21 protein-coding genes and 2 pseudogenes are annotated in these 23,048 nt (G+C 59.1%); 15 read left to right on the top strand and 8 right to left on the bottom strand.

The genetic code is table 11. From position 1 onward, the window contains the following. The 8 genes and pseudogenes from CRD15_RS01410 to CRD15_RS01370 form a co-directional block, all read left to right on the top strand. On the top strand, window positions 1–340 hold a 340-nt coding region (locus CRD15_RS01410), incomplete at its 5' end, for a hypothetical protein (protein WP_222866321.1). A gap of 211 nt (window positions 341–551) precedes the next feature. Then, window positions 552–965: a hypothetical protein gene (locus CRD15_RS01405; protein WP_034966317.1), complete on the top strand. Its 414-nt coding sequence runs from the start codon at window positions 552–554 to the stop codon at window positions 963–965. 370 nt (window positions 966–1,335) lie between these two features. Then, window positions 1,336–2,570 (top strand): IS3 family transposase gene (locus CRD15_RS01395; RefSeq protein WP_230580339.1). Its coding sequence is split into 2 segments (ribosomal slippage): window positions 1,336–1,627 and window positions 1,627–2,570, totalling 1,236 coding nucleotides; the frame shifts between segments, so codons are not numbered across the junction. A gap of 21 nt (window positions 2,571–2,591) precedes the next feature. Then, window positions 2,592–2,921 (top strand): annotated as a pseudogene (locus CRD15_RS01390) (transposase); the annotation flags it as partial. A gap of 50 nt (window positions 2,922–2,971) precedes the next feature. Then, on the top strand, window positions 2,972–3,082 hold the full coding sequence (locus CRD15_RS10195) for a hypothetical protein (protein WP_155270010.1): 111 nt from the start codon (window positions 2,972–2,974) through the stop codon (window positions 3,080–3,082). 91 nt (window positions 3,083–3,173) lie between these two features. Continuing rightward, entirely contained in the window at window positions 3,174–3,800 is a 627-nt protein-coding gene (locus CRD15_RS01380; RefSeq protein WP_034970325.1) for an MptD family putative ECF transporter S component, read from the top strand. After that, on the top strand, window positions 3,800–4,546 hold the full coding sequence (locus CRD15_RS01375) for an energy-coupling factor transporter transmembrane component T (protein ID WP_014303365.1): 747 nt from the start codon (window positions 3,800–3,802) through the stop codon (window positions 4,544–4,546). The genes CRD15_RS01380 and CRD15_RS01375 overlap by 1 nt, the downstream gene beginning before the upstream one ends. Next, entirely contained in the window at window positions 4,543–6,021 is a 1,479-nt protein-coding gene (locus tag CRD15_RS01370) for an ABC transporter ATP-binding protein (protein WP_014303364.1), read from the top strand. Before CRD15_RS01375 ends, CRD15_RS01370 begins: the two co-directional genes overlap by 4 nt. Before the next feature lie 3 nt (window positions 6,022–6,024). On the opposite strand, the gene CRD15_RS01365 is transcribed toward CRD15_RS01370, so the two are convergent. The 5 genes from CRD15_RS01365 to CRD15_RS01345 are packed head-to-tail and all read right to left on the bottom strand — an operon-like array spanning window position 6,025 to window position 12,179. Beyond that, entirely contained in the window at window positions 6,025–7,749 is a 1,725-nt protein-coding gene (locus tag CRD15_RS01365; RefSeq protein WP_014303363.1) for an ABC transporter ATP-binding protein, read from the bottom strand. Continuing rightward, window positions 7,749–9,515: an ABC transporter ATP-binding protein gene (locus CRD15_RS01360; RefSeq protein ID WP_187401711.1), complete on the bottom strand. Its 1,767-nt coding sequence runs from the start codon at window positions 9,513–9,515 to the stop codon at window positions 7,749–7,751. Before CRD15_RS01360 ends, CRD15_RS01365 begins: the two co-directional genes overlap by 1 nt. A 27-nt stretch (window positions 9,516–9,542) precedes the next feature. Next, entirely contained in the window at window positions 9,543–10,328 is a 786-nt protein-coding gene (locus CRD15_RS01355) for a thioesterase II family protein (RefSeq protein WP_023018093.1), read from the bottom strand. Further along, complete coding sequence (locus CRD15_RS01350) at window positions 10,325–11,542, bottom strand: glycosyltransferase (protein ID WP_023018094.1); 1,218 nt, start codon at window positions 11,540–11,542, stop codon at window positions 10,325–10,327. The genes CRD15_RS01355 and CRD15_RS01350 overlap by 4 nt, the downstream gene beginning before the upstream one ends. Window positions 11,543–11,549: 7 nt before the next feature. After that, window positions 11,550–12,179 (bottom strand): sugar O-acetyltransferase, encoded by a 630-nt coding sequence (locus tag CRD15_RS01345; protein WP_014303359.1) that lies wholly within the window; start codon window positions 12,177–12,179, stop codon window positions 11,550–11,552. 411 nt (window positions 12,180–12,590) lie between these two features. On the opposite strand from CRD15_RS01345, the gene CRD15_RS01340 reads away from it, so the two are divergent. The 3 genes from CRD15_RS01340 to CRD15_RS01330 are packed head-to-tail and all read left to right on the top strand — an operon-like array spanning window position 12,591 to window position 15,227. After that, the gene (locus CRD15_RS01340; RefSeq protein WP_014303358.1) at window positions 12,591–13,655 is read left to right on the top strand and encodes an ATP-binding cassette domain-containing protein; all 1,065 of its coding nucleotides are present in this window, start codon (window positions 12,591–12,593) and stop codon (window positions 13,653–13,655) included. Beyond that, window positions 13,652–14,413 carry an ABC transporter permease gene (locus tag CRD15_RS01335; protein ID WP_014303357.1) on the top strand — a complete coding sequence of 254 codons (762 nt, stop codon included), beginning with the start codon at window positions 13,652–13,654 and terminating at the stop codon, window positions 14,411–14,413. Before CRD15_RS01340 ends, CRD15_RS01335 begins: the two co-directional genes overlap by 4 nt. Then, a complete protein-coding gene (locus CRD15_RS01330; protein ID WP_187401710.1) occupies window positions 14,406–15,227 on the top strand; it encodes an ABC transporter permease in 822 nt (273 codons plus the stop codon). Before CRD15_RS01335 ends, CRD15_RS01330 begins: the two co-directional genes overlap by 8 nt. A gap of 543 nt (window positions 15,228–15,770) precedes the next feature. On the opposite strand, the pseudogene CRD15_RS01325 reads toward CRD15_RS01330, so the two are convergent. Further along, window positions 15,771–16,355: pseudogene (locus CRD15_RS01325) on the bottom strand (transposase); the annotation flags it as partial. A 66-nt stretch (window positions 16,356–16,421) separates the two neighbouring features. Here CRD15_RS01325 and CRD15_RS01320 point away from each other — a divergent pair. Then, window positions 16,422–17,614, top strand: a protein-coding gene (locus CRD15_RS01320; RefSeq protein ID WP_141747011.1) for an IS3 family transposase whose coding sequence is annotated in 2 segments (ribosomal slippage) — window positions 16,422–16,701 and window positions 16,701–17,614 — 1,194 coding nt in all. Because the reading frame shifts where the segments join, the coding sequence is not laid out codon by codon here. 101 nt (window positions 17,615–17,715) lie between these two features. Here CRD15_RS01320 and CRD15_RS01315 read toward each other — a convergent pair. Next, entirely contained in the window at window positions 17,716–18,372 is a 657-nt protein-coding gene (locus CRD15_RS01315; RefSeq protein ID WP_187401709.1) for a hypothetical protein, read from the bottom strand. Window positions 18,373–19,190: 818 nt separating this feature from the next. Here CRD15_RS01315 and CRD15_RS10075 point away from each other — a divergent pair. The 3 genes from CRD15_RS10075 (at window position 19,191) to CRD15_RS01300 (ending at window position 21,367) form a co-directional block, all read left to right on the top strand. Then, window positions 19,191–20,051 carry a MinD/ParA family protein gene (locus CRD15_RS10075; RefSeq protein WP_034972151.1) on the top strand — a complete coding sequence of 287 codons (861 nt, stop codon included), beginning with the start codon at window positions 19,191–19,193 and terminating at the stop codon, window positions 20,049–20,051. A gap of 110 nt (window positions 20,052–20,161) precedes the next feature. Further along, window positions 20,162–20,698: a hypothetical protein gene (locus tag CRD15_RS01305; RefSeq protein ID WP_255463683.1), complete on the top strand. Its 537-nt coding sequence runs from the start codon at window positions 20,162–20,164 to the stop codon at window positions 20,696–20,698. A gap of 393 nt (window positions 20,699–21,091) precedes the next feature. Next, on the top strand, window positions 21,092–21,367 hold the full coding sequence (locus CRD15_RS01300) for a hypothetical protein (protein WP_155271549.1): 276 nt from the start codon (window positions 21,092–21,094) through the stop codon (window positions 21,365–21,367). A 118-nt stretch (window positions 21,368–21,485) separates the two neighbouring features. Here the strand turns inward: CRD15_RS01300 and rpsA are convergent, their stop codons facing one another. After that, window positions 21,486–22,952, bottom strand: a complete 1,467-nt coding sequence (gene rpsA / locus CRD15_RS01295) for a 30S ribosomal protein S1 (protein ID WP_005295768.1) — start codon at window positions 22,950–22,952, stop codon at window positions 21,486–21,488. Window positions 22,953–23,048 lie beyond the last annotated feature (96 nt).

Here is a 23,048-nt window from a genome sequence, read left to right as displayed (position 1 = left end):
GCTCAAAGACGTCGCATTCCCCGGCGTCAACATGGATTCAGTGACCTACGCAGAAGAACTATCCCCCTTCATCCTCCCCGACTGGCAACGCCACGAAGTACAGCTTTCCGATGCCGCCAACGCCGCAAAGCACAGCTGCGACCGGAACATCCACATCGCCGCACTGACACTTCTGAGCATCCTCAAACGAGAAAAAGAATCGTCCTACTGGATCAAAGACCGCTGGCCCCGCGGCAGCCGATTCCTCTACGAACTCCACCCCACCAACCGACTAGACCGAGTCCGACAAGGAATCACCCAGATCTACGACGACGCCGGGCTACTCCCGGAATCGTTCTAAAAGTGACGACCCTCGGGCATGTTATAGAGATTTGTCATGAGTGGCACGTATTCCGAAACACAATTAAAACTTGAAGTCAGCGTTGCGGTCGGTAAATTGAATTAGCACAGACTGTGTCCTGCTGGGCTGCGGAAATACGCCCAGCGCCGAGGGAAGTTAGCCACCCTTCCCACGTGTGATACCACAAGAATTACGAGAGGATGACCGAACCATGGCATACTTCGCTGGCTGGGAGTTCGTCGATAACGAATGGCGCCTCGGCGACCCTGGAATTGGCCCCGCGGACAAGTGGATGTTTAGCATCGCGGAAACGTTCCTCGCCTTCATCACCACCAAATCCGCGGATGGAACCAAATCTGAATACTTCTTCGGCACCAACCCCTCCCACGTCTACGACGTGCCTGCGGAAGAACTGCCAGTACCTGACAAGGACGCGTTCGTCAGCTTCTTTACCAGCCTCTACCCCACTCGCAGTGAGAACATCCGCAATTTCCTCACCACGTACTACGCCGGCCCAGACGCACACGAACCGACTTACACCCACCCACGTCAGTCCGGCACCGACCTACTTATCGAATGGTGCCAGGCGTTAGACATTCCCGCCCCGCCGCTTGAACGCGAATAGTAGTGAGCAATCGGACCTGACCCCTGTTTGGTAGACACCTGATGCCCGGCCCTGTTGGGTTGGTAAGAAAGGTAATCCCACACCACCAACACAGGCGGTGACCACACCCGTGACGCCTACAGCAGTGATACCAGGAACGACATTGCCGACCACAACGCCACACCAGGCACCCCAGGCATGACACAAGGCGTTGCGGGGAATCTGGGGGATGGCTACCTATGGACCACCGACCCTGCCACCGGTGCCATCGAAGGACGAGCCACACAAACCCTCTACGGCACACGCACCTGGGCCGGAACACATACCAGCCCACTACTATTTGAAGTGTCCCAGGTTTTGTTCCGTTTGAGTAGATGGGAAAATCTGGAATATGCCAAGGAAATTTGACCAGGATGCCAAGGACCGTGTGGTCCGTCTCGTGGAAGACCGCATCTTGGCGGAAAATATGTCGATGCAAGCCGCGTGCCAGGCAGTAGCCCCAAAGCTGGGCGTCTCGTGGCACACGGCGAGGCAATGGACGCAGGCCGCTCGTCGCGAAGGACGTGTTGTGGAATCAATGCCCGAGGACCTTGCTGCAGAAAACGCACGGTTGCGTCGAGAGAATCAAGAGCTGCGGGACACCAATGAGTTGTTGAAAGCCGCCTCAGCTTTTTTCGCATCCGAACTCGACCCAAAACGTCGGAAATGATCCGATTCATCGATGAGCATCGGAATCGTTTCTCAGTCGAGTTCATCTGCCAGACGTTAAACAAGCATCGCGAAGGCGGTTTTCTTAGCTCGCGTGGATACCGCCAATCCAAGGCCCGGGGCTTAAGCTCCCGCGCTTTTCGCGACGCTGCCCTAGTAGAGCGCATTACCGAAGTTCATAAACAAAACTACGGTGTCTACGGGATTCGCAAAATGTGGCGCGTGCTGCGCCGCCAGGGCATTGACATTGGACGCGAGCAAACAGCCCGGCTGATGCGCAGTGCTGGACTGTCCGGCAAGGGCAAAGGTGGGGCACCAATCACAACCCGCAAACCCAAGGGCCCGGATCATCGCCCTGACTTGGTAAAACGTGAGTTTAAGGCCCCTGGCCCTAATCGGCTGTGGGTGGCGGACATTACCTACGTGCGCACCCGAAAAGGCTTTGTGTACACCGCGTTCGTGACCGATGTATTCTCCCGGAGGATCGTCGGATGGGCGCTGTCCGATTCGATGCGCACCGAAGCCTTGCCGCTGCAGGCGTTGAACCAGGCAATCGTGTGCGCTAAGGAAACAACGGGCTTGATTCACCATTCAGACCACGGCTCACAATATGTGAGCATCGTCTACAACGAGCGCTTGGCTGAGCACGGTATCGCAGCGTCCACTGGGACGGTGGGCGACTCCTATGACAATGCTTTGGCTGAGAACGTCAACGGCTCCTACAAGAATGAGCTGATTCATAGGCGAACGTGGGCCGATGTCGTCGACGTGGAAATCGCGACGTTCGAGTGGGTGAATTGGTGGAACGAGTCAAGGCTCCACCAGAGCCTGGGCTACCGCACGCCGGCTGAAGTCGAAACCGAATTTTGGGAACACCACCCCAGTCGAGAAATAATGGAAATCAAGGCACAAGCCTAGGAACAAAACCCGGGACACTTCAGTCTTGACGGGACTATTTTCCATTCCGATCACGGCAGCGTGTACACCTCACAAGCCTTTAGGAACTACTGCTCGTCGTTAGGTGTGCGCCAGTCCATGGGCGCGGTTGGAACGAGTGCCGATAATGCCCTGGCAGAATCCTTTAACGCCACCTTAAAACGTGAAGTGCTACGTGATCGGAAAGTCTTTGACAACCCAATTAGCTGTCGTCAAGAGGTCTTCCGGTGGTGCATGCGCTACAACACGCGCCGGCGGCACTCCTGGTGCAATCTCGTAGCTCCTGATGTCTTTGAAGCCGAGACTTCGGCTATACTGACCACAGCAGCATAGCTAGCCCCCGATGTGTCCACTTTCCGGGGGTCGGGCCCATTCGTCGAGAAATGTCAGTAGAGATCTCCATACGTGACGTATTCAACCATCCAACGGTCCGAGAATTGTCCGACCTGATCGCCGACATCGTCGGCAGCGACGTAGAAGAAGGCGAGATTTAGAGTTCATGCCACACCTGTTTCGCTCACCTGACAAGCCACTTGCCCCCAACCCAGTGCTACGCACAAGCAGCCTAATCTGAAAGGAAACATCATGCCCAGTACTCCCCACACCACCCCGAAAGATGCAAAAGCAGGACGGCTGAACATCACCGACCTGATGAACATCGGCATCTTCTTCGTCATCAACTTGGTAGCCGGCGTGGTCATCGCCTTCATCGGCATCACCCCCATCACCTACGTGATGATCACCAGCGTTCAGGCCCTCATCCTGGGCATCCCGATGATGCTGTTCTTGGCCAAGGTGCACAAGCCCGGCATGGTCTTCATATTCCTTCTTCTCAGCGGCCTCGCCAGCCTGCTGCTTGGTTTAGGCATATGGCCACTGCTGCTCAGCTTGGTCATGGCCGTGTTTGCCGAGTTAATTTTGCGCGCCGGCAAGTATACGAGCGCAATACACAGTGTGATCGCCTATGCCTTTGTAGCAGTGTCACCCACCGCATCATATATTCCGCTTTTCTTCACCACTCGGCGCTACATAGAGAGCAGCGGCATGCAGACCAAATATGGTGCTAGTTTCGCGGATGGCCTCACCTCTATTGGCCAGATGACTTGGCTATTCCTCATCATTGTGATAGTAACCTTCGTCTGCGGGATCCTCGGCGGGATCCTCGGCCGGCGCATCTTCACCAAGCACTTCCAGCGAGCAGGAATCGCCTGATGTCGCCCACTTTGCCCGGATCAGGCACGCACACAGCGGGACTCCATCTGGACCCACGCACCACGGTGCTGGTCATCCTCGTGGTGTCCTCGGTGCTCATCTCACCGGCCGGGTCCAGTGGGGCGCTGGGCAGCACCGCCCGGTGGATGCTCATTGCCGTTCCCGGGGCACTTTTCCTCGCCTCCGGCATGGTGGCCGCTGCACTGCGATACGCACTCACCTTCGCGGTGCTCGCCGGCTTTCCTGCGGTGGTGGTACAGGCCCTGCCCGAGCGCCACATCATCGTGGACGTGTGCGCTACGTGGTTCGCAGGGCTTTCGCTCATCCTCCCTGGCATCACGTGCTGCTGGTACCTACTACGCACCGTCTCGGCCAGCGAATTCATGGCCGCGATGCAGCGCATGCGGAGCCCCGACGCCCTGACCATCCCCACGTCCATCATGTTCCGGTTCTTCCCGACGATTCTCGAGGAATACCGCGATATCCGCACCGCCATGCAGATGCGTGGCATCTCGGGCCTGCGCAACCCGATCGCTATGCTCGAATACCGCTTTGTGCCACTGTTGGCGTCCGTTGTGAGCATCGGCAACGAGCTGGCTATGTCTGCAGTGACCCGCGGATTGGGCTCGCCTCGCCGACGAACCACGCTGTGCGAGATAGGCTTCCGCGTAGGCGACGCAATAGTCATAAGCGTGCTCGTCGTGTCCCTGATCCTACTACTGGTAAATATAGTGATGCTGCCGTGATAAAGCTGCACGATGTGTCACTATCCTATGGTCAAAACACAGCGGAGCCGGTGCTGCACCACGTAAATCTCACCGTGGCGAAGGGCGAACTAGTTCTAGTGTGTGGCGAATCAGGCTGCGGTAAGTCCAGCCTGCTACGCCTGATAAACGGCGTGGCGCACACGTTCTGCGACGCCCAGATTTCGGGGGAGGTGCTGCTGGACGACGAAGACATCACTCATGCCCACCCACACGACATCGCCGAACGCGTAGGCTCAGTGTTCCAAAACCCCAAGTCGCAATTTTTCACGCTGGAAGTAGCCAGCGAACTCGCCTTTGGCTGCGAAAACCTCGGCGTGGCGCCCAACGAGATTCGACAGCGTATTGGGGAACTTTCCGCAGATTTCGGCATGGTTCATCTCCTCGACCGGCACCTGTTCACACTTTCCGGCGGCCAGAAACAAAAAATAGCATGCGCTTCAGTGGCCGCGATGCACCCACAGGTACTACTACTAGACGAACCATCATCAAATCTCGACCTCGCCGCCGTCGATGAGCTGCGCCGCATCGTCGCGCAGTGGAAGACACAGGGCCGCACCGTCCTGATCGCTGAGCATCGGCTTTCCTACCTAGTTGACATCGTGGACCGAGTGCTGGTTATGCAGGACGGGCAGATCGCTCATGATCTCAGCGGCTCGGAGTTTCGCACCCTAGACAAGGCCGAACTGTACCGCATGGGCTTGCGCTCAGCGCAGCAGGTCCCCGAGGTGACCCGCGAGCCACGCCCTTCAAGTGGCACGATGGTGCTCAAAAAGCTACAGTTCACCTACCCCAAGGCTACAGAGCCATCCCTGAGCATCAGCCACACGGAGTTGCCGCAAGGACAAGTCATCGGCGTGGTAGGACGCAACGGGGCCGGAAAATCTACCTTTGTGCGCGTTCTGACTGGCCTGGAATCTAAGGCCACCGGCGTGGTGGACATCAATAACCGCTCGCTCTCGGGTCCCCGGCAGCGCCTGCGCCAGTCCTATTTAGTAATGCAGGACGTAAACCACCAGCTTTTCGGGGAGAGCGTGGAGTCCGACGTAATCATCGGCACCAGTGGACCGGATGGGAAAAACGAAGCGCGCCTTACCGAGGTGCTTGGTGCACTTGATCTCGCGGACAAGCGGGCCCGGCACCCGATGTCGCTTTCGGGCGGCGAACGCCAGCGCGTGGCCATCGCCTCAGCAGTCCTAAGTGAGCGCGAGGTAATCGTCTTCGATGAACCCACCAGCGGGCTGGACCTGTGCCGCATGCACCGGGTGGCCCACCTGCTAGACGCCCTAGCCCGGCAGGGCAAGACCGTTTTGGTAGTAACCCATGACATGGAGCTGGTGGCGCGGTGCTGCGATCTTCTCCTGCGCGTGGAAAAAGGCCGCCTTACCGCCTGCGAACCGTGCGATGATCTCGCACTGGCGCGCACGGTGCGGTATCTACGCGGCCGCGACAGCTAGTCCCTACAGCTTCCAGCTGGTGGCGTCGCTCTTTTCACCCCAGAAGCTGCGGTAGCGTGGGGAACTCTCCATGAGTTCCTCGTGGTTGCCGATAGACTCCACGGTGCCGGAGGGACTCATCATCACAATCTGGTCCGCGTCGCGGATGGTGTGCAGCCGGTGCGCAATGACGACGATGGTGCGCTCGGCAGAAAGCGTTTTCATACCGCGCATCACAAGGTGCTCATTCTGCACGTCTAGAGAGCTAGTCGCCTCATCAAGCAGCACGATCCGCGCGTCCTTCAGTAGCGCACGAGCGATGGAGACACGCTGACGCTCACCACCGGAGAGATTCTGCCCGCCCTCGCTAATCAGGGTGTCAAACCCCTGCGGCAGCTGCCGGGCAATCTCGGTGACACCGGCCAACTCCGCTGCGCGGAGCACCTCCTCCCGCGTTGCATTGTGGCAGCCCAGGCGGATGTTTTCATACAGTGTGTCCTCGAAGAGGTACACGTATTGGAACACCATAGCCAGCGAATCCAACACCGCCCGGGAGCCAAGATCGCGAATATCCACACCACCGATACGGATGGTCCCCTGGTCAACGTCATAGAAGCGTGCCGCAAGTTTTAGCAAGGTGCTCTTGCCGCAGCCGCTGGGACCCACCAACGCAGTAGTAGTTCCGGGCGCCACGCGGAAACTCACGTCGCGGACCACTGGGGTGTTGGGTTCGTAGCCAAAGCCCACCCCATCGAACTCGATGCCATAGTCGCGTGGCGCCGCCGGAACCGCAGGCTCCGGCAACACCCGCGCATCGAGGATCTTTTGGATCTCATCTAAGGTATTGCGCGCGGATTCCAAGCCCTCGCCGTAGGGTATGCCCGACATAGCAACGCGAGCCAGGATGAACACCAACACAATGACGCCAATGTAGGTGCCTGCTTCTAGCCAGTGGTTGAGAAGTAGCACGGTGGCCAGGGCATCAATGACCACGGTACCGACCATGATGATTAAAGCCAGACGACCCATGATCATCTCACCTGTCTTCTGGGTGTGCTGCTGGGCGCTAAGCTGCTCTCGAATCGAGGCGCGCACGGCGCGCTCCCCCAGCGAATCCGGCCCAGCCATGCGCAGCACCGGCTGCACCTGGGCGAACTCCAGCACCTCCGCGGCGCCGTGCTCGTTGCGCTCGCCCTTCTGGCGCTCTGCCACGCGGTACTGCCGCATTAGGCGGTTATAGGCGAACCACACCACGGCAGCCACTGCAACGGTAACCAGCCCCAGCCGCCAGTCCACGGCGATGAGAAACACGCAAGCCAAACCGGCCGAGGCAGCACCGTGCAGCATGGGCCGCAGCATCATTGCCGGCGCGTTAGCGGCAAACAGCGCACCGCTGGTGGCTACAACACCGATCTGGCCGGCGCGATCTTCTTCAAAATAGCCCAGGGGTAGCTGTGCCGTGCGATCGGCGATAAGCCGGTGGATGCGCAGCACGTAATCATGCCCCAGGTCCTGGGCAATAACCTCAGTGGGCCAGTCTGCGGCGGCGTAGACGAGGACGGAGATAATGATCCAGGGCAACCATGCTGCGGCCTGCGCGGGATCTTCGCTAAACAGCGTGTCCAAAAACAGTGCAATGAGGATAAGGCCAATGGCCAACGCCACCGCGGAAATCCCAATTAGCGTAAGGACCAGCACCAGACGGCGACGATCAGCCGGACTGCCCAGTGAATAGAGCGTGCGGATCATTATTTTTCCTCCCCTTGGATGCCCGCCTGCGCGGTTTGGTAGCGTGCCCACATCGTGGCGTAGCCCTTGCCTGCCGCCACTAACTCTTCGTGAGTGCCTGCTTCGGTGACCTCACCGTTTTCCAGCATGAGGATCCGGTCAGCGCCGGTGATCGTGTGGATCCGGTGTGCGATAACTACTAGCGTGCGCCCGGCCACCAGCTCGGTAATGGCCCGCTGGATCGCGGCCTCGGAGTCCGGATCCGCAAAAGCGGTGGCCTCATCCAACACGAGGATCGGCGCGTCGAGCAAGATGGACCGGGCAATAGCCAGCCGCTGCTGCTCGCCACCGGAAAGCTGCGCGTCCTCTCCCACCACCGAGTCGTAGCCGCGCGGCAGATGGGTAATGCGCTCATGAATCTGGGCGGCGCGGGCGGCGCGAACCACGTCTGCGTCGGTGGCCTCCGGGTGAGCGAGGCGAATGTTATCCCGCACGCTCATCCGCATAAGGTAAGGGTCCTGGAAGACGAACCCTACCCTACGGTAGAGCTGGTCAGATCGGAGATCAGTACTAGGGACGCCACCAATGCGCACCGACCCCTCCGTGGGGTCTAATAGCCGGGGGATGAGCGCGGCTAACGTGGACTTCCCCGAGCCGGAAGGTCCCACCACCGCAGTGATGCTGCCGGCGGTAAGTTTTTGGTTAATGCCGGAAAGCACCGGGGTGTCCGGCACGTAGGAGAAGCTTAAATCTTTCAACTCAATTCCGGCGTTTGCAGGCTCCCTGCCGCCAGCAGCGGGCGGCAATACCGGGATGTTGAAGAACTCGGTGAGATCCGCCGCGGCAGCCTTCGCCTCCGAAAACATGATGTTAGTGCGCGAAAGCATAAGCAGAGGCGCGGCGATGTTGTTGATGAACAAAAACGCTGCCAGCACATCGGCCACTGGTACGCCCGCAGACGTGATGAGCCACGGGCTGGCCGCGGCTACCACCAGCAGGCCAAACCCGGTGGAGGTGAAGATCTTCATCAAAGCGGTGGGGTGTACGGTGGCGTGCAACCACTCGCGATAGAACCCACCAAAACTCCGGGAACGACTAAGGAAAATGCTCTCGTCGTAGCCTTCCGGAACAAACACCTTGATAACCGGGATGCCGCGCACCAACTCTACGACGGCGGCGTCTAGCTGCTTCTGGCTGGACTTAAATTTCTCCGCCTTTTCTTGAAACTCGCGCATCATAAACGGCATGGTGGCCACTGCCAACAGCAGTGGTACCAGGCCCAGCAGGCCTATCCGCCAGTCCACCACGAACATGTATCCCAGGCTCAATAGCGGTACGAGTACACCGGCCGAATAATCGTGCGGCGCGTGGGCGATGAGCTGGTGGATCTTGGTGACGTCGTCTTCGATGTAGGTTTTCACAGTCCCCGAAGGTGTCCGCGTAAACCAAGACAGCGGGAGCCTACCCAGCTTGGTAATCTGCTGCTGGCGTAAGTGCTCGCCCAAAAGGCCGTCGGCCTGGTGGCTTACCTGGAGGCTCTTCACGGTTGCCTGTCCATGTAGGACGGTGGCCACCATGAGCGCCGCGACTAGCAGCCACAGCTTTGACGCATCTATCGGCTCTCCCTGGAAGGACAGCATTACGGTGCGCACCAGCTCAACCAGCACGATTACCGGCACCAGCGTCAAAACCGCCGCCAGCACCGCCAATAGCAGCGACACCGTGATCTGCCGGTGGGCAGGTTGAGATATTTGCCTAAATGTAATGGGTGGTTTTTGTTCGGTCATCGGGGCCTCTTTACTTAACAGTCACAATCACGCATTGTTCCGCGCTAACCAGGCAGTGTTCCCAGTAATTCCCGCTAGAAAACCGGCAAGCAGGTCGAGGAACTCGGTTCCAGTATCGAGCGGGAAGAAATGCCCACCCGGCAGGACCTTCAGTTCAAAACTACCGCTGGTAAAATTTTCCCACCGGGAAAGCATCTCTGGGCTGACAGCTGGGTCGCTATCCCCCGCCAATGCCAGCACAGGAGAGCGAAGCACCGTGGTTGCATGGTGAAAGCCCTCGTGTAACACATAATCGCGACGAATGTCAGCGAGCAGCAGCTTCATCACATCATCATTGGCAAGGATCTCAGGTGGTGTGCCACCTACCTTCTCAAACTCCCTGCGCAGCGCACCGAACCCCATTGACGAGTGGTATTCCCCAGGCACGGTTTCTCCGGGCGCCTGCCGTGCGGCCACCACCACGGCTTCCGGTATAGTGGGCCGATGCATCTGCTGCAGGCAGGCAGCAACCTGGTAGGCCAGCGCTGCCCCCATGGAGTGGCCGTACAACGCAATCGGCGCGCCCGCCGCCAGATCTACTATCTCGGTTGCGCACATATCGGCGAGCTTGTCGAAGTCGCTTACCCATTTCTCTCGGCGACGGGTTGCCTTTCCGGGAAGCTCCACCGGCACCACGTCAATGCTTGGGTTGACCCCCACCCATCCACGATAGACGGAAGCGCTGCCTCCTGCGTGATGGAAGCAAAACAAGAGGGTTCCAGTGCGATGTCCGGCCACAAACGGAAAGACTCCCTCGCAGCTGATTTCTGTCATTTTTCGCCTTTCGCTAGGTCGGACTGATTAAGCACGATTTCTACTGCTGCGACGGTACCCGGGTCTGTGGCAAGCAACTCGGGCATCCTGCGGGCTGCGGAGTCGTATGCTCCACTTACCAAATCGGCAATTCCGGCGGCCAGGGACTGGGCACTCAGTTCGCCTCGCTGGGCGTCAATATAGTTCGGCCCGGCACCGTTTCGACAAACTGCGTTGGCATGGAAGTGTTGGTCACCACCGAATGCAACCGCAAGGCACGGCTTGCCGGCGCGCAGGATCGCCCCGGTGGTGCCCAGTGAGCCGTGGCAGATGCCTGCACGGCACCACGGAAGCACAGTCGCGAACGGGACCCGGGCGACGGTGAGGATTCCTTCTCTCACACCAGGCTCATGATCGGGATCGACGATTATCGCCCGCAGACCATGCTCGATGCACGCGTCTCGAGTCCATCGTTGAAGGTCATAAACGCGATCTGAGACCATACTCCCAAAGCTTGCCAGAACCGGGGCCGAGCCGGCAGCCACAAACTCCTCGACTGCTGGGTCTAGGGCGAGTTCACTGTGGTGCGGGTCAAGCCACTCGCCAGTGACGTGAATGTGGTTTTTCCATTCCGGCGCCGGCGGACTCAACGCGGGACTGAATTGGTAGATCGTGGTTGGTGGAGAGGAGAGCGCTCGCTGACGCAGCCCCAACCTACGGCGCCATGCCGCTATCACTGGGCGCATCGCCCAAGCCATCAGAGTATTGGACATCCAGTGGGTGACCAGAGCTCCGACAGAGCCGTCCAGTTTTCGCGGATCCACGAGGCTGTAACGGAGGCAGGGTTCGGTAGGGAAAACCTGCACCCGAACGCTGGGGACTCCGCGTGCAGCCCCTAACAACCGAGCAACTTCACTGAATTGGGTGTACATGACCACGTCAACGCCATCCATGGCATGCTCTAACACATCGAAAACGTGGGCGTCAGATATCATCTCACGGATACCTAAGACAGTGTCCATCATGCCTTTACTATCGCCCAAAAGGCGCTTCATTAACGCCCGGTAATCACCGGGTAACTCGATGTAGTCCACCCCGTTTGCACGAAAACTCCCGCCGAATTCGCTAAACCCAGCCAAAACAAACTGGTGGCCACGATCTCGAAGTGCGACACCAAGGTGCGCAAATGGCAGCATATCACCCTCAGAACCCAGGACGACCGCGAGAACTTTCACAGCCGTCTCAATCCGTAATCCAACTAGGCCACTCAGGAACCCAAGACTCCCCCATGAGCTTATCTTCCGGGCCAATATCACGAATGACTCGGCACGGATTACCGGCTGCGAGTACCATGGGCGGAATATCTCTTGTCACAACACTGCCAGCACCAATTACTGCACCATGCCCAATCGTGACACCCGCAGTTACCGTGCAATTGCCACCAAGCCACACATGGTCTTGTATGGTGATCGCACCCCCGGTACACACCATGTATTGCCGCTCTACGGGGTCTAAGGCGTGATTGCCAGCAAAGAAGGAACACCATGGACCAACCATGACCTCATTGCCAAATGTCACCGGGGCCATATCAAGTACCGTCGTTCCTCGATTGAAGGTCACGCCATCTCCGACCTTGATTTTCGAGCCATATTGGACATGAAATGGCAGGAAAACCATTAAGCGCTCCCCCAGTTCACCAAGCAGGTCTGCCATCACTGCCTGCTTCTCCGCTGTTTGAAGTGGACGAAGCTGGTTGAGATCGTGACACTTCTCCGCCGCCTCCATCATCTCGTAATAGAGATCCGGGTCCTCAATAGGGCGGAAGGGCTGACCGCAGAGAATCTTATCTTCGATTTGCTCTCGAGAATCCATGGATACTCCTTTGTGCTTGAGAGGCGCGAGCCACAATACGAATTACGGTCAGCCACGCGGTTTGACCCTGACTAGTCGGAATACCCAGATTCTTAGCTCACACTTGGTGGCTTACAGGCCTTCGACTTAATTGTCAAGCATGCCATGCCTAATTATGGTATGCTCAACTTTGCAGCAACCTGCAGCGTCGCCGCCGATCAGCCGACCTGTGCAGCCCTCTCCTGCGGGGCGCTGTGCACGACCCGGTGCCGCTAGACATACATCATTTTCTAAGGATTAGTTGGCACTACCCCAGGCGCTTGCTCCGTGGACCACAATCCATCGTTCGCGGGCAATAATCGGTTTTCCTTCTGCGGTAGGAGAATCGGTGCGCCGTCTAATAGACCGTTGACGTATATCCAGGGATGAATCATGAAAGAAAACCCCACCACGGCAACCGCTAGCGGTGACCCCAGCGCCACCGCAGTCCCCTCAACCAGCGCCCACGCAAAAGGCCGCGACCTGGTGCTTGATGTCCAAGATCTGCGATGTAGCCTGGGAAAAGTCAAGAAGCGAACGGAAATCCTGCGCGGTGTGACCCTCGCCATTCCGCGCGGGGGCATCCTCGCCGTCCTAGGCGCCAATGGTGCCGGCAAGACAACCTTGGTCAATGTCCTTTCCACGCTGCTGCCCGCCACGGGCGGAACCGCCATCATCGATGGCCACAACTTAGCCACGGATCCTTCCAAGGTGCGCGCTTCCATCGCGCTGACCGGGCAATACGCCGCAGTGGATGAGGAGCTTACCGGCAAGGAAAACCTCATCTTCTTTGGCCGCCTGGCAGGGCTTAAAGCTAGCGATGCGAAGGCCCGCGCCGCGGAACTTCTTGAGCGCTTCGATCTGGTTGGCGCCGCCGACCGCCTGGTTTCGGCATACTCGGGCGGCATGCGCCGGCGGTTAGATATCGCCGCCTCCCTCACTGTCCCGCCCGCGCTGCTGTTCCTCGACGAGCCGACCACGGGCCTCGACCCCGCCGCGCGCAGCTCCGTGTGGGATACCGTCCGCGGGCTGGCGGCCGACGGCACCTCGATCCTGCTTACTACCCAATACCTGGAAGAAGCTGACCAGCTCGCAGACCGCGTCGCCGTGCTCGCCGGAGGCAAGGTGCTCGACGAAGGCACCCCCGCCGAGCTCAAGGACCGCTATGGCACCACGGTGTGCCTCATCACGATGTCTAGCCCGGACGATGCCGCACGCCTCACCCACACCTTGCAAGAACACCGCATCGACTGCCGCCAAGAGGACACCGTATTGCGCGTCGATGCGCCCGATGGCCACCGCACCCTAGTCCGGGCGCTGGCCTTGTGGGATGGCGACGACACCTCGGTCGCGGACGTCTCCTTGGTTCCGCCCTCCTTGGACGATGTCTACTTCGCTATCGCCGGGTCCGGCGACATCGCGCAGCAGGCTCCCCACACCGGTGGAGGCTCCCAGTGAACGCGCTCGGAGCAGTCGCTGCCTCGTGGCACCGCAATGTCCTGCGCACCGTCCGCAACAAGGCCGTAATGGTTTCCGCCGTGGCAATACCCAGCCTGTTCATGGTCATCTTTTACGCCACCTTCGCCAAGGCTTCGACGGAACTCGGCATCGATTACGCCGCCTTCCTCCTGCCCGCCGGCGTTATTCAGGCGATTGTGTTCGCCGCCGGGGGCTCCTCCTTGGCGATTACGCGTGACGCCGAAAACGGCATCCACGACCGCATCCGCGCCACCGGGACGCCCGCCTGGGCCACGGTTGTCGGCCGGCTGCTGGCAGATCTCACCCGCGCCGCGTGGTCGTGCAGCATCGTCGTCCTCACCACGATCCTGCTCGGTGCCCGCTACGCTGCCGGACCGGGTCGTATTATCCTTACCATCGCCCTTTTCGCCGCCCTCACCATCATCCTCTCCGCGTTTATCGATGGCTCCTGCCTGTTGGCCCCCAAGCCCACCTCGGCGTCCTTGCTCTTCCAAAACCTCGTGCTGGTCATGGTGATGTTCTCCACCGCATTCGTGCCTGCGGATGCGCTGCCCGGCGGCATTGGCCCCATCATCCGGCACGTACCGCTATCTCCCATCTTGGACACCGCCCGCAACCTACTAGGTGGCGCTGCCCTGGGGGCGCGCGGAGTCGAAGCACTGTGCTGGCTCATCGCCATGACCGTCGTTGGCGTATGGGGCTTTATCACCGCTTTCCAGGGGAGGAAACATGACTAACCACACCACCGCCACCGTGTCGCACGACACCACCTGGCTGTCCACTGTCGCCACGCATTTTGGAAGGCACCTGCACGCCGCCCGCCGCGATAGCGCGGTAATTACCAATACCGTGGCTGGTCCCGTTTTGATGTTCCTGGTCATGCGGTGGCTGTTTGGCGACCTCATGGCGGCCTCGCAAGGCTCTGCCACGCTCGACGCGTTACCGCTTACCATCGCGCTCATCCTTTCCAGCGAACTGATGAATGGCACCTCCGCCGCCGCGCAGATAATTAAGGAACGCCAACGCGGTATCACCACCCGCATCGCGACCACGCGCTACGGCACCAGCCCGGAGATCTTCGGCCGCTGGTGTTTCGATTCCTTACGCAGCCTTATCTCCGGCTGCGCGGTGCTGCTGGCTTCCGTGGCTTCTGGCCTGCGTATTCACACGCTGGCCGGGTTTGGCTGGGTGCTGTTAGTCATCATCTTCGGCGCGGTGGTGGCCGCCTCGCTATCGGCCATGGTGGGCGCGATGTGCGCCACCCCGGAGGCCGCCATTGGCCCGGCCCCCATCATCATGGCGGCCATGGCACTTAACGGCGGCCTCGTGCCCGTGGAGCAATTCGCTGGTGTGGTTCAACCCATCGCCCGGTGGAATCCGCTTACCTTCGCCGCCCGCGCCGGCGCCGCCATCGACGGCACGCCAAGCGCCGAAATCCTTGCCACCGGCCAGCCCGGCACCGCAGTCTGGGCTTTCGTGGCCTGGATGGTAGCACTCACCGTAGTGCTGCTAGCCGCCGCAGCTGCGTTCCGCCGCCCCACCATGTCGTAAATAGCGCCGGTTAGCGCGACAGTGCTACTTGTCGCGCGGCGGCGTCCCCAGCGGCGCGGTAGCGCTACTTGCCGCGCAGGGCGCGCCGCCGCGATAAAGAGCTGCGAATCTTTACCCGCGGCCGCGCTAAGGCGGGTAGTGTCGCCGCCGGTTACCGGCAACCAGGCGGCCTCGCCCGGGGCTAGCTCCAGGTCGTTTACCGTGACCACACCAGAAGTAGCCAGGGCGATGGCCGGTCCGGGAAGCTGCGTGGAAACCGTGGTGCCGGCGGGCAAATCGTAGCGGGTCACCGCAAACTCCTGCACCGGCAGCGGGTACTCTACTACCGTCGCGGTGTTGGGCGCGGCATCGGCAACAGCGGCGCTCTCCGCGCCTGCACCATCGCCCAGGGAGGTGTTCCTATATAGTTTGTCAATTCCGTGGGTGAGTTTGTTGGGGGGGTGTGAAGGGTTTCTGCTTTTCCTTGTGGATGTTGTTTTCGGGCACGGTGAGGAGCCGATTGGGCTTGCTGTGCAATCGGCTTGAGGTGAGGGTCTGTTGGTTCTAGGCTGCTGCGGCCTCCTGGACTGTGGAGATGTCTCGGTAGAGCTCGCCGTTTCGCATCATGGCGAAGAGAACGTTGAGGCGCCGGCGTGCGAGTGCGCCGACTGCGGCGTTGTGTCTTTTGCCTTCTTTGCGTTTTCGTTCATAGAATTGCCGGGAACGCTCGTGGAATCTGATCGATGCAAAAGACGATTGCCATAGGGCGTTCTTTAATTTTTTGTTGCCAGCCCGGTTAGGCGAATTCGACATGATAGACGTTCCTGACTGATTCGTCCGCGGTGATAGCCCTGCATAGGATGCTAGGTGCGCTGCATCGGGGAAGTCGGACATATCGCCAACAGTCATGAGGATCTGCGCTGCGCTACGCGGGCCGATACCAGGCATGGATAAAAGAATCTCGGTCTGCGGAATGTCCTGAATCAGCTTGAGTACCTGCGCTTCGATTTCTTTACGATGCTCGAGTTTGGTTAGTGCATCTGTGGCGGACATTGCTACGCCAAGTTCGGCGTATTCTGCGCCGGCAATGGATACGGTCTGTTCGTGGATGGCAGCAAGCATGGCATCGATGACAGGCTCAGGGGACCTGACCCCCATGTGGTGGACACCTGATATCCAGCCCAGTCGAGCTGGGAAGAAAGGTAATCTACCACCATGTCCAGGTACTCCGAACAGTTCAAACGCGATGCCGTAGCCCTCTATGAGAACAACGAGGATCTCTCGCTGAACTCAGCATCAGCTGAGCTCGGTATCAACCGTGCCTCGCTACATTCTTGGGTCAAAAAGTACGGCACTGGCAAACGTGCCCGCACGAAGGCCGTGCACGATCAAGCCCAAGCGGCGAATGATTCTGCGCGAATCCGTCAGCTGGAAAAAGAAGTCTCTAAGCTGCGCGAAGAACGCGACATCCTGCGTAAGGCCGCGAAGTATTTTGCCGAAGAGACTCACTGGTGATCCGCTTCCAGTTTGTCGATGACCACCTAACCGAGTACTCGGTTAAGCGGATGTGCGATGTGTTAAAGCTGAATCGTTCCTCGTTTTACAAGTGGGTGAGCACCCGTAAAAAACGCAGGTTAAAGATGTATTCTGATGCCGTTATTGGTGCAAGAATCAAGACCATCTTCGATGATGAGCACGGGCTTTATGGTGCTAAACGCATCGCCGCAAGCCTCAAGGAGGACACGACGTATATCCCGATCAATCACAAGAAAGTTGCACGCATCATGAAATCCATGGGGTTAAAAGGCTTTAGCAAACGGCGTCGATGCATTACTACCAGGCGTAAGCCTGGTCACCGTGTCATGCCAGATCTAGTAGGCCGCAAGTTCACAGCTGGCGAGCCAAATCGTGTGTATGTCGGTGACATTACTTACCTGCCGTGTAGGGGAGGCAAAAACATGTACCTTGCCACAGTCATTGACACGTATTCACGTAAACTTGCAGGTTATGCACTCGCAGACCACATGCGGGTCTCACTAGTTATCGATGCTCTAGCCCACGCACACGGCGTGCGCGGCAGTCTTGACGGGACTATTTTCCATTCCGATCACGGCAGCGTGTACACCTCACAAGCCTTTAGGAACTACTGCTCGTCGTTAGGTGTGCGCCAGTCCATGGGCGCAGTTGGAACGAGTGCCGATAATGCCCTGGCAGAATCCTTTAACGCCACCTTAAAGCGGGAAGTGCTGCGTGATCGGAAAGTCTTTGACAACCCAATTAGCTGTCGTCAAGAGGTCTTCCGGTGGTGCATGCGCTACAACACGCGCAGGCGGCACTCCTGGTGCAATCTCGTAGCTCCTGATGTCTTTGAAGCCGAGACTTCGGCTATACTGACCACAGCAGCATAGCTAGCCCCCGATGTGTCCACTTTCCGGGGGTCGGGCCCTTCAATCCTTCCCTAGCAGAGATAGGAAATAAACCCAGGACTCTTCACAGTGTGTAGGAGTCCTCAACTACCGAAAACCCTCGACAGCAAACGGTGATACATCGACACGTCCTCCGGGTTCGTCGATGGAACAATCCGCGACCTGCTCGTCGAATGAGCATCTACGCTTGGCAGAACCACCGTATCTTGCGGCAAATCCAAAGCAGCTGCCCCCACCTTGACAACAGTCACCTTCCTGGACTGTGCCAGCTCCGTCAGGTGGTGACCCGGCTGGTACAGCCACCCATGCTGTTCATGGTGTCTATCAGCCACCAACAGCACATGATCCGCCATAGCCGTGCCCGCGGCAATGGTCTCCCCGGCACATGTATAAGGCAAGTTCACCACAACAATTGGCCACCTGTGCTGAGCACGACTAACCACAGTGTCTAGTACATCAGCAGCCATCTGCCCCTGAGTACCTTGCGAAGCCGTCAACAGCGGAACTGCCCCGGAACTATCCGCAAAGTTCTCCATCTTCTTGCGGGTCAGATCCAGCGGTTCCGTCGCCGCCAGCCCAAGAACGTCCCCCGCTGCCCACGCCCCCAACGGTCCTCGCATTGGCTGAGCTTGCACATCTGCGTCCAGAACTACCATCGGTAGTTCAGAAACCTCTTCGGCAATCATGGAAACCAAAGCGGTCACAGGCGAAGTCAGCATACGGTTGTCAATGGAAGCCACCGCAATAACCATCGGCCTAGATGTGTCAACTAAAGAAGACCTCCGCGCCTGTGCAACCCGCGAAGCCCACACTGCCCTGCCGAAAACGCTACGCCCCGAGACCAGCGAGCCCGAACCTCCACTTCGTGCAGCGTTAGCTACCTTTGGGGAATTCATCTAGCGATTCTCTTCCATTCTGCCTAGAGCAAATCAAACACATCTGTGGGGGACACACAGCACAAATTGCACAACACACATTAGTATAGGACGGGTTATACGTAGAGAAGTTGTCGGTAACAAAGAGTGAAGTACACGAGGAGTGCGTAGTGTCAACCAACCAGCCATCCCACGAAGGACTGCCCTCTTGGCTCCAGTTCACTGGTGATGGTGCGCCAGCACAACCAGCCACCCCACCACAACAACCTTCTCAGCCCCAAGAGCCGCCCGCTGCAGAGTCTCCTGCGTCCTCCCCTTCTTTTAATGAAGGTCAGCATCGAGTCCCTGCGGCGCCTCAGCAAGCTCACGAATCCAAGCCTCAGCAAGGTCACCAGGCCAACCAAGAGGAAAGTGATTCCGCAGAGAATCCTCAGCCTCCCCATGGAACAGCGCCGCAGGGCACTGCCCCGCAAGGCTCTCCCGCTTCATCTGAAGCTCCTCAGCAGGCCCAGCCGCAGCAGGCCCAGCCACAGGAAACTCAGGCCCAGCCCCAACCGCAGCAGGCCCCGTATCACGGTAAGCACCATGTACCGTCCGAATATGACCTAAAGCCACCGCCGGCACTGGATCAGACAAACCTGGTCAATGCCGTCAAGAAGGCACCGCGCAGTGGATGGCGCAAAATGCTTTACAATGTCACCGGTGGACACTGGAACGTTGGTGACTCCCAGCAAGATCTTGAACACGATCAGCTTCTGGAAAAAATCCGCCGACCGCTGCGTGGCGACTACCGCATTGCCGTGATGTCGCTCAAGGGTGGCGTGGGCAAAACCACCACCACCGTGGCATTGGGTGGCGTTTTTTCTTCCATCCGACACGACCGCGTCATCGCCATCGATGCCAACCCGGACCTCGGAACCCTGGCACAGCGTGTGGCTGCCCCCGGTCCGGCAACGATCCGCGACCTCCTCAACGCAGAAGACACATCAAAGTACGCCTCCATACGCCAGTTCACTACCCAGGCCAAGTCTCGCTTGGAAGTTATCGGCTCGGAGCGCGATCCCGCCGTGTCCGAATCCTTCAGTGATGAGGACTACCGCCACGCGGTCGACATTCTGCAGCACCACTACAACGTGATGCTCACTGACTGCGGAACAGGGCTGATGCACTCGGCAATGTCCGGTGTGTTGGAGCTGGCCAATTCCTTGGTGCTCGTCACCTCTCCTGCCCTTGACGGCGCTCAATCAGCTTCCGCCACTTTGGACTGGCTCAATCTGCACGGCTACGAACAACTCGCAGCAAACTCTGTAGTGGTTGTCTCTGCGGCCCACCCTGAAAATGCGACGATTGATATGGACCAGTTGATTGCACACTTCCGTAGCCGCACCCGCGCAGTGCACGTCATTCCATTCGACCGCCACCTCTCCGAAGGCGCGACGGTTGATCTTGACCGCATCAGCAAGGAAACCAAGCAGGCCTACATGGAACTAGCAGCAATTGTTGCGGAGGACTTTGATTCGTGGCACCGTCACGCAGCTTCGTAGGACGAGGGGTGGCCGCGCTGGGCGTCGGGTTCCTTGCTTCAACAACCCTAGCCAGCTGCGCCGATCGCCTAGAACCACCTGTGCCAGAGCAACACGTCCAAGTGGATACCATGAAGCAGTGGGCTACCGAGCGTGCCGAGCCCTACCACATCCCCGAACGCGCGCTTCAGGCATACGCATACGCCGCCTACAACGTGGAACAGGAACAAGGCTGCGCCGTCGGCTGGCAAACACTTGCTGCATTGGGTGATGTGCTGACCCAACATGGGCAAGTGAACTCCACCACCATCGACGAAGATGGCGTGACCTCGAAGCCTATACGCGCCGTTGCGCCTGCCGCCGGTGGCAAAAAGTCCGTGCCCGATACCGACGGAGGAGACATCGACGGCGATTCCACGAAGGACATCCCGGTGGGACCAATGCAACTCATGCCGTCGCGCTGGGAGCAATATGGCACTGCCGCTGAGCCTGGCAACGCGCCAAATCCGGACAACATCGACGACGCCGCCCTAACCACCGCGAAAATCACTTGTAGCGCGGGCGACCTCACCAGCCCAGAAGGGTGGACCACAGCAGTCTCGGAATTCAACCCCAGCCCAGGGTTCTTGAAGGCTGTGCACAAAAAGGCCAAGGAGTATTCACGCTAATGAGGAAAACTCACACCGCAAGCGCGCTGCTCTTGATTTCGCTTGCAGGCACGCTAGCCGCATGCGAATCGCCAGGTCATGCAAAAGAGCAGACCGTGAATGATGAAGTTCCACCACTGGGCAAAGTGCCTGAGCTGCCTGAAGAGGTGACGGCACCGAGCACAAAGTCTGAAACTCCCAAGCCCGCACCCCCGCCGGCCCCAGCTCCGGAGCCAGAGACGGTAACAGAAACTGCTCCGCCTCCTTCTAAGCCCCCTGCGAAACCGGCACCCAGGCCTCCCAGGGCGCCAGCACCCAGGCCGCCTGCGAATGATTCACCAGAAATCCGTATCCAACTCCCACCAGAGCTGAAGCCATACCTTTAAGCCAGGCGCCCAGCGGAAAGGAGCTCCCATGTCTATCCAACAGCACGACGCAGGTCAGAGCGCCCATGCGGCTTCTCCTACGTCGTCTCCCCCGTCGGCCGGCTCTCCAGCAAAGAAGGACCATCGCGCTGCCGTGCAGGCGCACAAGCTGCGCATGGATATCGCGGGCAAAGCAATTCTGCATGGCGAAAATCAGCCGAGTGTGGCACCGCGAACCGTGAAAATCCTCATGGGCTCGGCAATTATCGCAGCCATCATGCTTGTAGTCACGATCGGCGCCGCCACCGTCATTCAGATGCTGTAGCCAAAGCTGCACCTACGAAAACCAAAAGGCACCCACCGAAGTGGGTGCCTTTAAATGTTCCTAGCGCGCGGACCTAGCTGGTTAAGCAGTGGTCCCCGCTAGCTCGGTTTCGAGTGGTTTACTCGCCACCGGCCAGCTTCTCGCGCAGAGCAGCCAGCTGCTCGTCGGAAGCCAGGGTGCCGGCGTCCTGAGCCGGTGCCTCGGAGGAAGCCGGTGCGGACTCGGTCTGAGTCTCGGAGGAGTAGCCGCCCTCGCCGTTTGCAGCGGCCTCGGCAGCTGCGGCGCGGTTACGCTCGATCTGAGCGGTGTGCAGGCGGTGGCGACGCTCGGACTCTGCGTAGCGCTCCTCCCATGCCTGACGCTGCTCGTCGTAGCCCTCGAGCCACTCGTTGGTCTCCGGGTCGAAGCCCTCCGGGAAGATGTAGTTGCCCTGCTCGTCGTAGGAGTCGGCCATGCCGTACTTGGACGGGTCGAACTCCTCGGTGTAGTCCTCATCAGCCTGCTTCAGGGACAGGGAGATGCGGCGACGCTCCAGGTCGATGTCGATGACCTTGACCATTGCGTCCTGGCCAACGCCAACAACCTGATCCGGAACCTCGACGTGGCGCTCGGCCAGCTCGGAGATGTGAACCAGGCCCTCGATGCCCTCCTCGACGCGGACGAATGCGCCGAACGGAACCAGCTTGGTGACCTTGCCCGGCACGATCTGGCCGATGGCGTGGGTGCGTGCGAATACGCGCCACGGGTCCTCCTGGGTTGCCTTCAGGGACAGGGACACGCGCTCGCGGTCCAGATCCACATCCAGAACCTCGACGGTGACTTCGTCGCCGACTGCGACAACCTCGGACGGGTGGTCGATGTGCTTCCAGGACAGCTGGGAGACGTGAACCAGGCCGTCGACACCGCCGAGATCGACGAATGCGCCGAAGTTGACGATGGAGGAGACAACGCCCTTGCGGACCTGGCCCTTCTGCAGCTGGTGCAGGAACTCGGAGCGGACCTCGGACTGGGTCTGCTCGAGCCATGCGCGGCGGGACAGCACAACGTTGTTGCGGTGCTTGTCCAGCTCGATGATCTTGGCCTCGATCTCCTGGCCGATGTAGGGCTGCAGGTCGCGGACGCGACGCATCTCCACCAGGGAGGCGGGCAGGAAGCCGCGCAGGCCGATGTCCAGGATCAGGCCGCCCTTGACGACCTCGATGACGGTACCGGTGACCGGCTCCTCGTTCTTCTTGAGCTCCTCGATCGTGCCCCAAGCTCGCTCGTACTGTGCACGCTTCTTGGACAGGATCAGGCGGCCTTCCTTGTCTTCCTTGGTGAGAACCAGAGCGTCGATCTCGTCGCCGACCTCAACAACCTCACCCGGGTCAACGTCGTGCTTGATCGACAGCTCGCGGGAAGGGATGACACCCTCCGTCTTGTATCCGATGTCCAGCAGGACCTCGTCGTGATCGACCTTGACGACGGTGCCCTCGACAATGTCACCATCGTTGAAGTACTTGATGGTGGAGTCGACGGCAGCGAGGAAATCCTCAGCGGAGCCAATGTCGTTAATGGCTACCTGAGGGACGTTGTTGGTGGGCATATGTTGAATGTCTTTCGGAACGAATAGAAATAGAAGATGGACAGTTACTCTAGTTCTGCAAACCCTTCTTTTTGACGCCACCACCAGCGTCAATTA

The organism is Corynebacterium sp. LK28 (assembly GCF_014335105.1).
In the GTDB taxonomy this organism is placed as follows: Bacteria; Actinomycetota; Actinomycetes; order Mycobacteriales; family Mycobacteriaceae; genus Corynebacterium; species Corynebacterium macclintockiae.
This window is presented reverse-complemented; position numbering and strand designations above follow the sequence as displayed.

What these genes read in the sequence shown, in the direction of transcription:
- CRD15_RS01405 (WP_034966317.1), top strand. Translation starts at nt 552, where the DNA reads ATGGCATACTTCGCTGGCTGGGAGTTCGTCGATAACGAATGGCGCCTC.
- CRD15_RS10195 (WP_155270010.1), top strand. Translation starts at nt 2,972, where the DNA reads ATGTCAGTAGAGATCTCCATACGTGACGTATTCAACCATCCAACGGTC.
- CRD15_RS01380 (WP_034970325.1), top strand. Translation starts at nt 3,174, where the DNA reads ATGCCCAGTACTCCCCACACCACCCCGAAAGATGCAAAAGCAGGACGG.
- CRD15_RS01375 (WP_014303365.1), top strand. Translation starts at nt 3,800, where the DNA reads ATGTCGCCCACTTTGCCCGGATCAGGCACGCACACAGCGGGACTCCAT.
- CRD15_RS01365 (WP_014303363.1), bottom strand. Translation starts at nt 7,749, where the DNA reads ATGATCCGCACGCTCTATTCACTGGGCAGTCCGGCTGATCGTCGCCGT.
- CRD15_RS01360 (WP_187401711.1), bottom strand. Translation starts at nt 9,515, where the DNA reads ATGACCGAACAAAAACCACCCATTACATTTAGGCAAATATCTCAACCT.
- CRD15_RS01355 (WP_023018093.1), bottom strand. Translation starts at nt 10,328, where the DNA reads ATGACAGAAATCAGCTGCGAGGGAGTCTTTCCGTTTGTGGCCGGACAT.
- CRD15_RS01345 (WP_014303359.1), bottom strand. Translation starts at nt 12,179, where the DNA reads ATGGATTCTCGAGAGCAAATCGAAGATAAGATTCTCTGCGGTCAGCCC.
- CRD15_RS01340 (WP_014303358.1), top strand. Translation starts at nt 12,591, where the DNA reads ATGAAAGAAAACCCCACCACGGCAACCGCTAGCGGTGACCCCAGCGCC.
- CRD15_RS01330 (WP_187401710.1), top strand. Translation starts at nt 14,406, where the DNA reads ATGACTAACCACACCACCGCCACCGTGTCGCACGACACCACCTGGCTG.
- CRD15_RS10075 (WP_034972151.1), top strand. Translation starts at nt 19,191, where the DNA reads ATGCTTTACAATGTCACCGGTGGACACTGGAACGTTGGTGACTCCCAG.
- CRD15_RS01305 (WP_255463683.1), top strand. Translation starts at nt 20,162, where the DNA reads ATGAAGCAGTGGGCTACCGAGCGTGCCGAGCCCTACCACATCCCCGAA.
- CRD15_RS01300 (WP_155271549.1), top strand. Translation starts at nt 21,092, where the DNA reads ATGTCTATCCAACAGCACGACGCAGGTCAGAGCGCCCATGCGGCTTCT.
- rpsA (WP_005295768.1), bottom strand. Translation starts at nt 22,952, where the DNA reads ATGCCCACCAACAACGTCCCTCAGGTAGCCATTAACGACATTGGCTCC.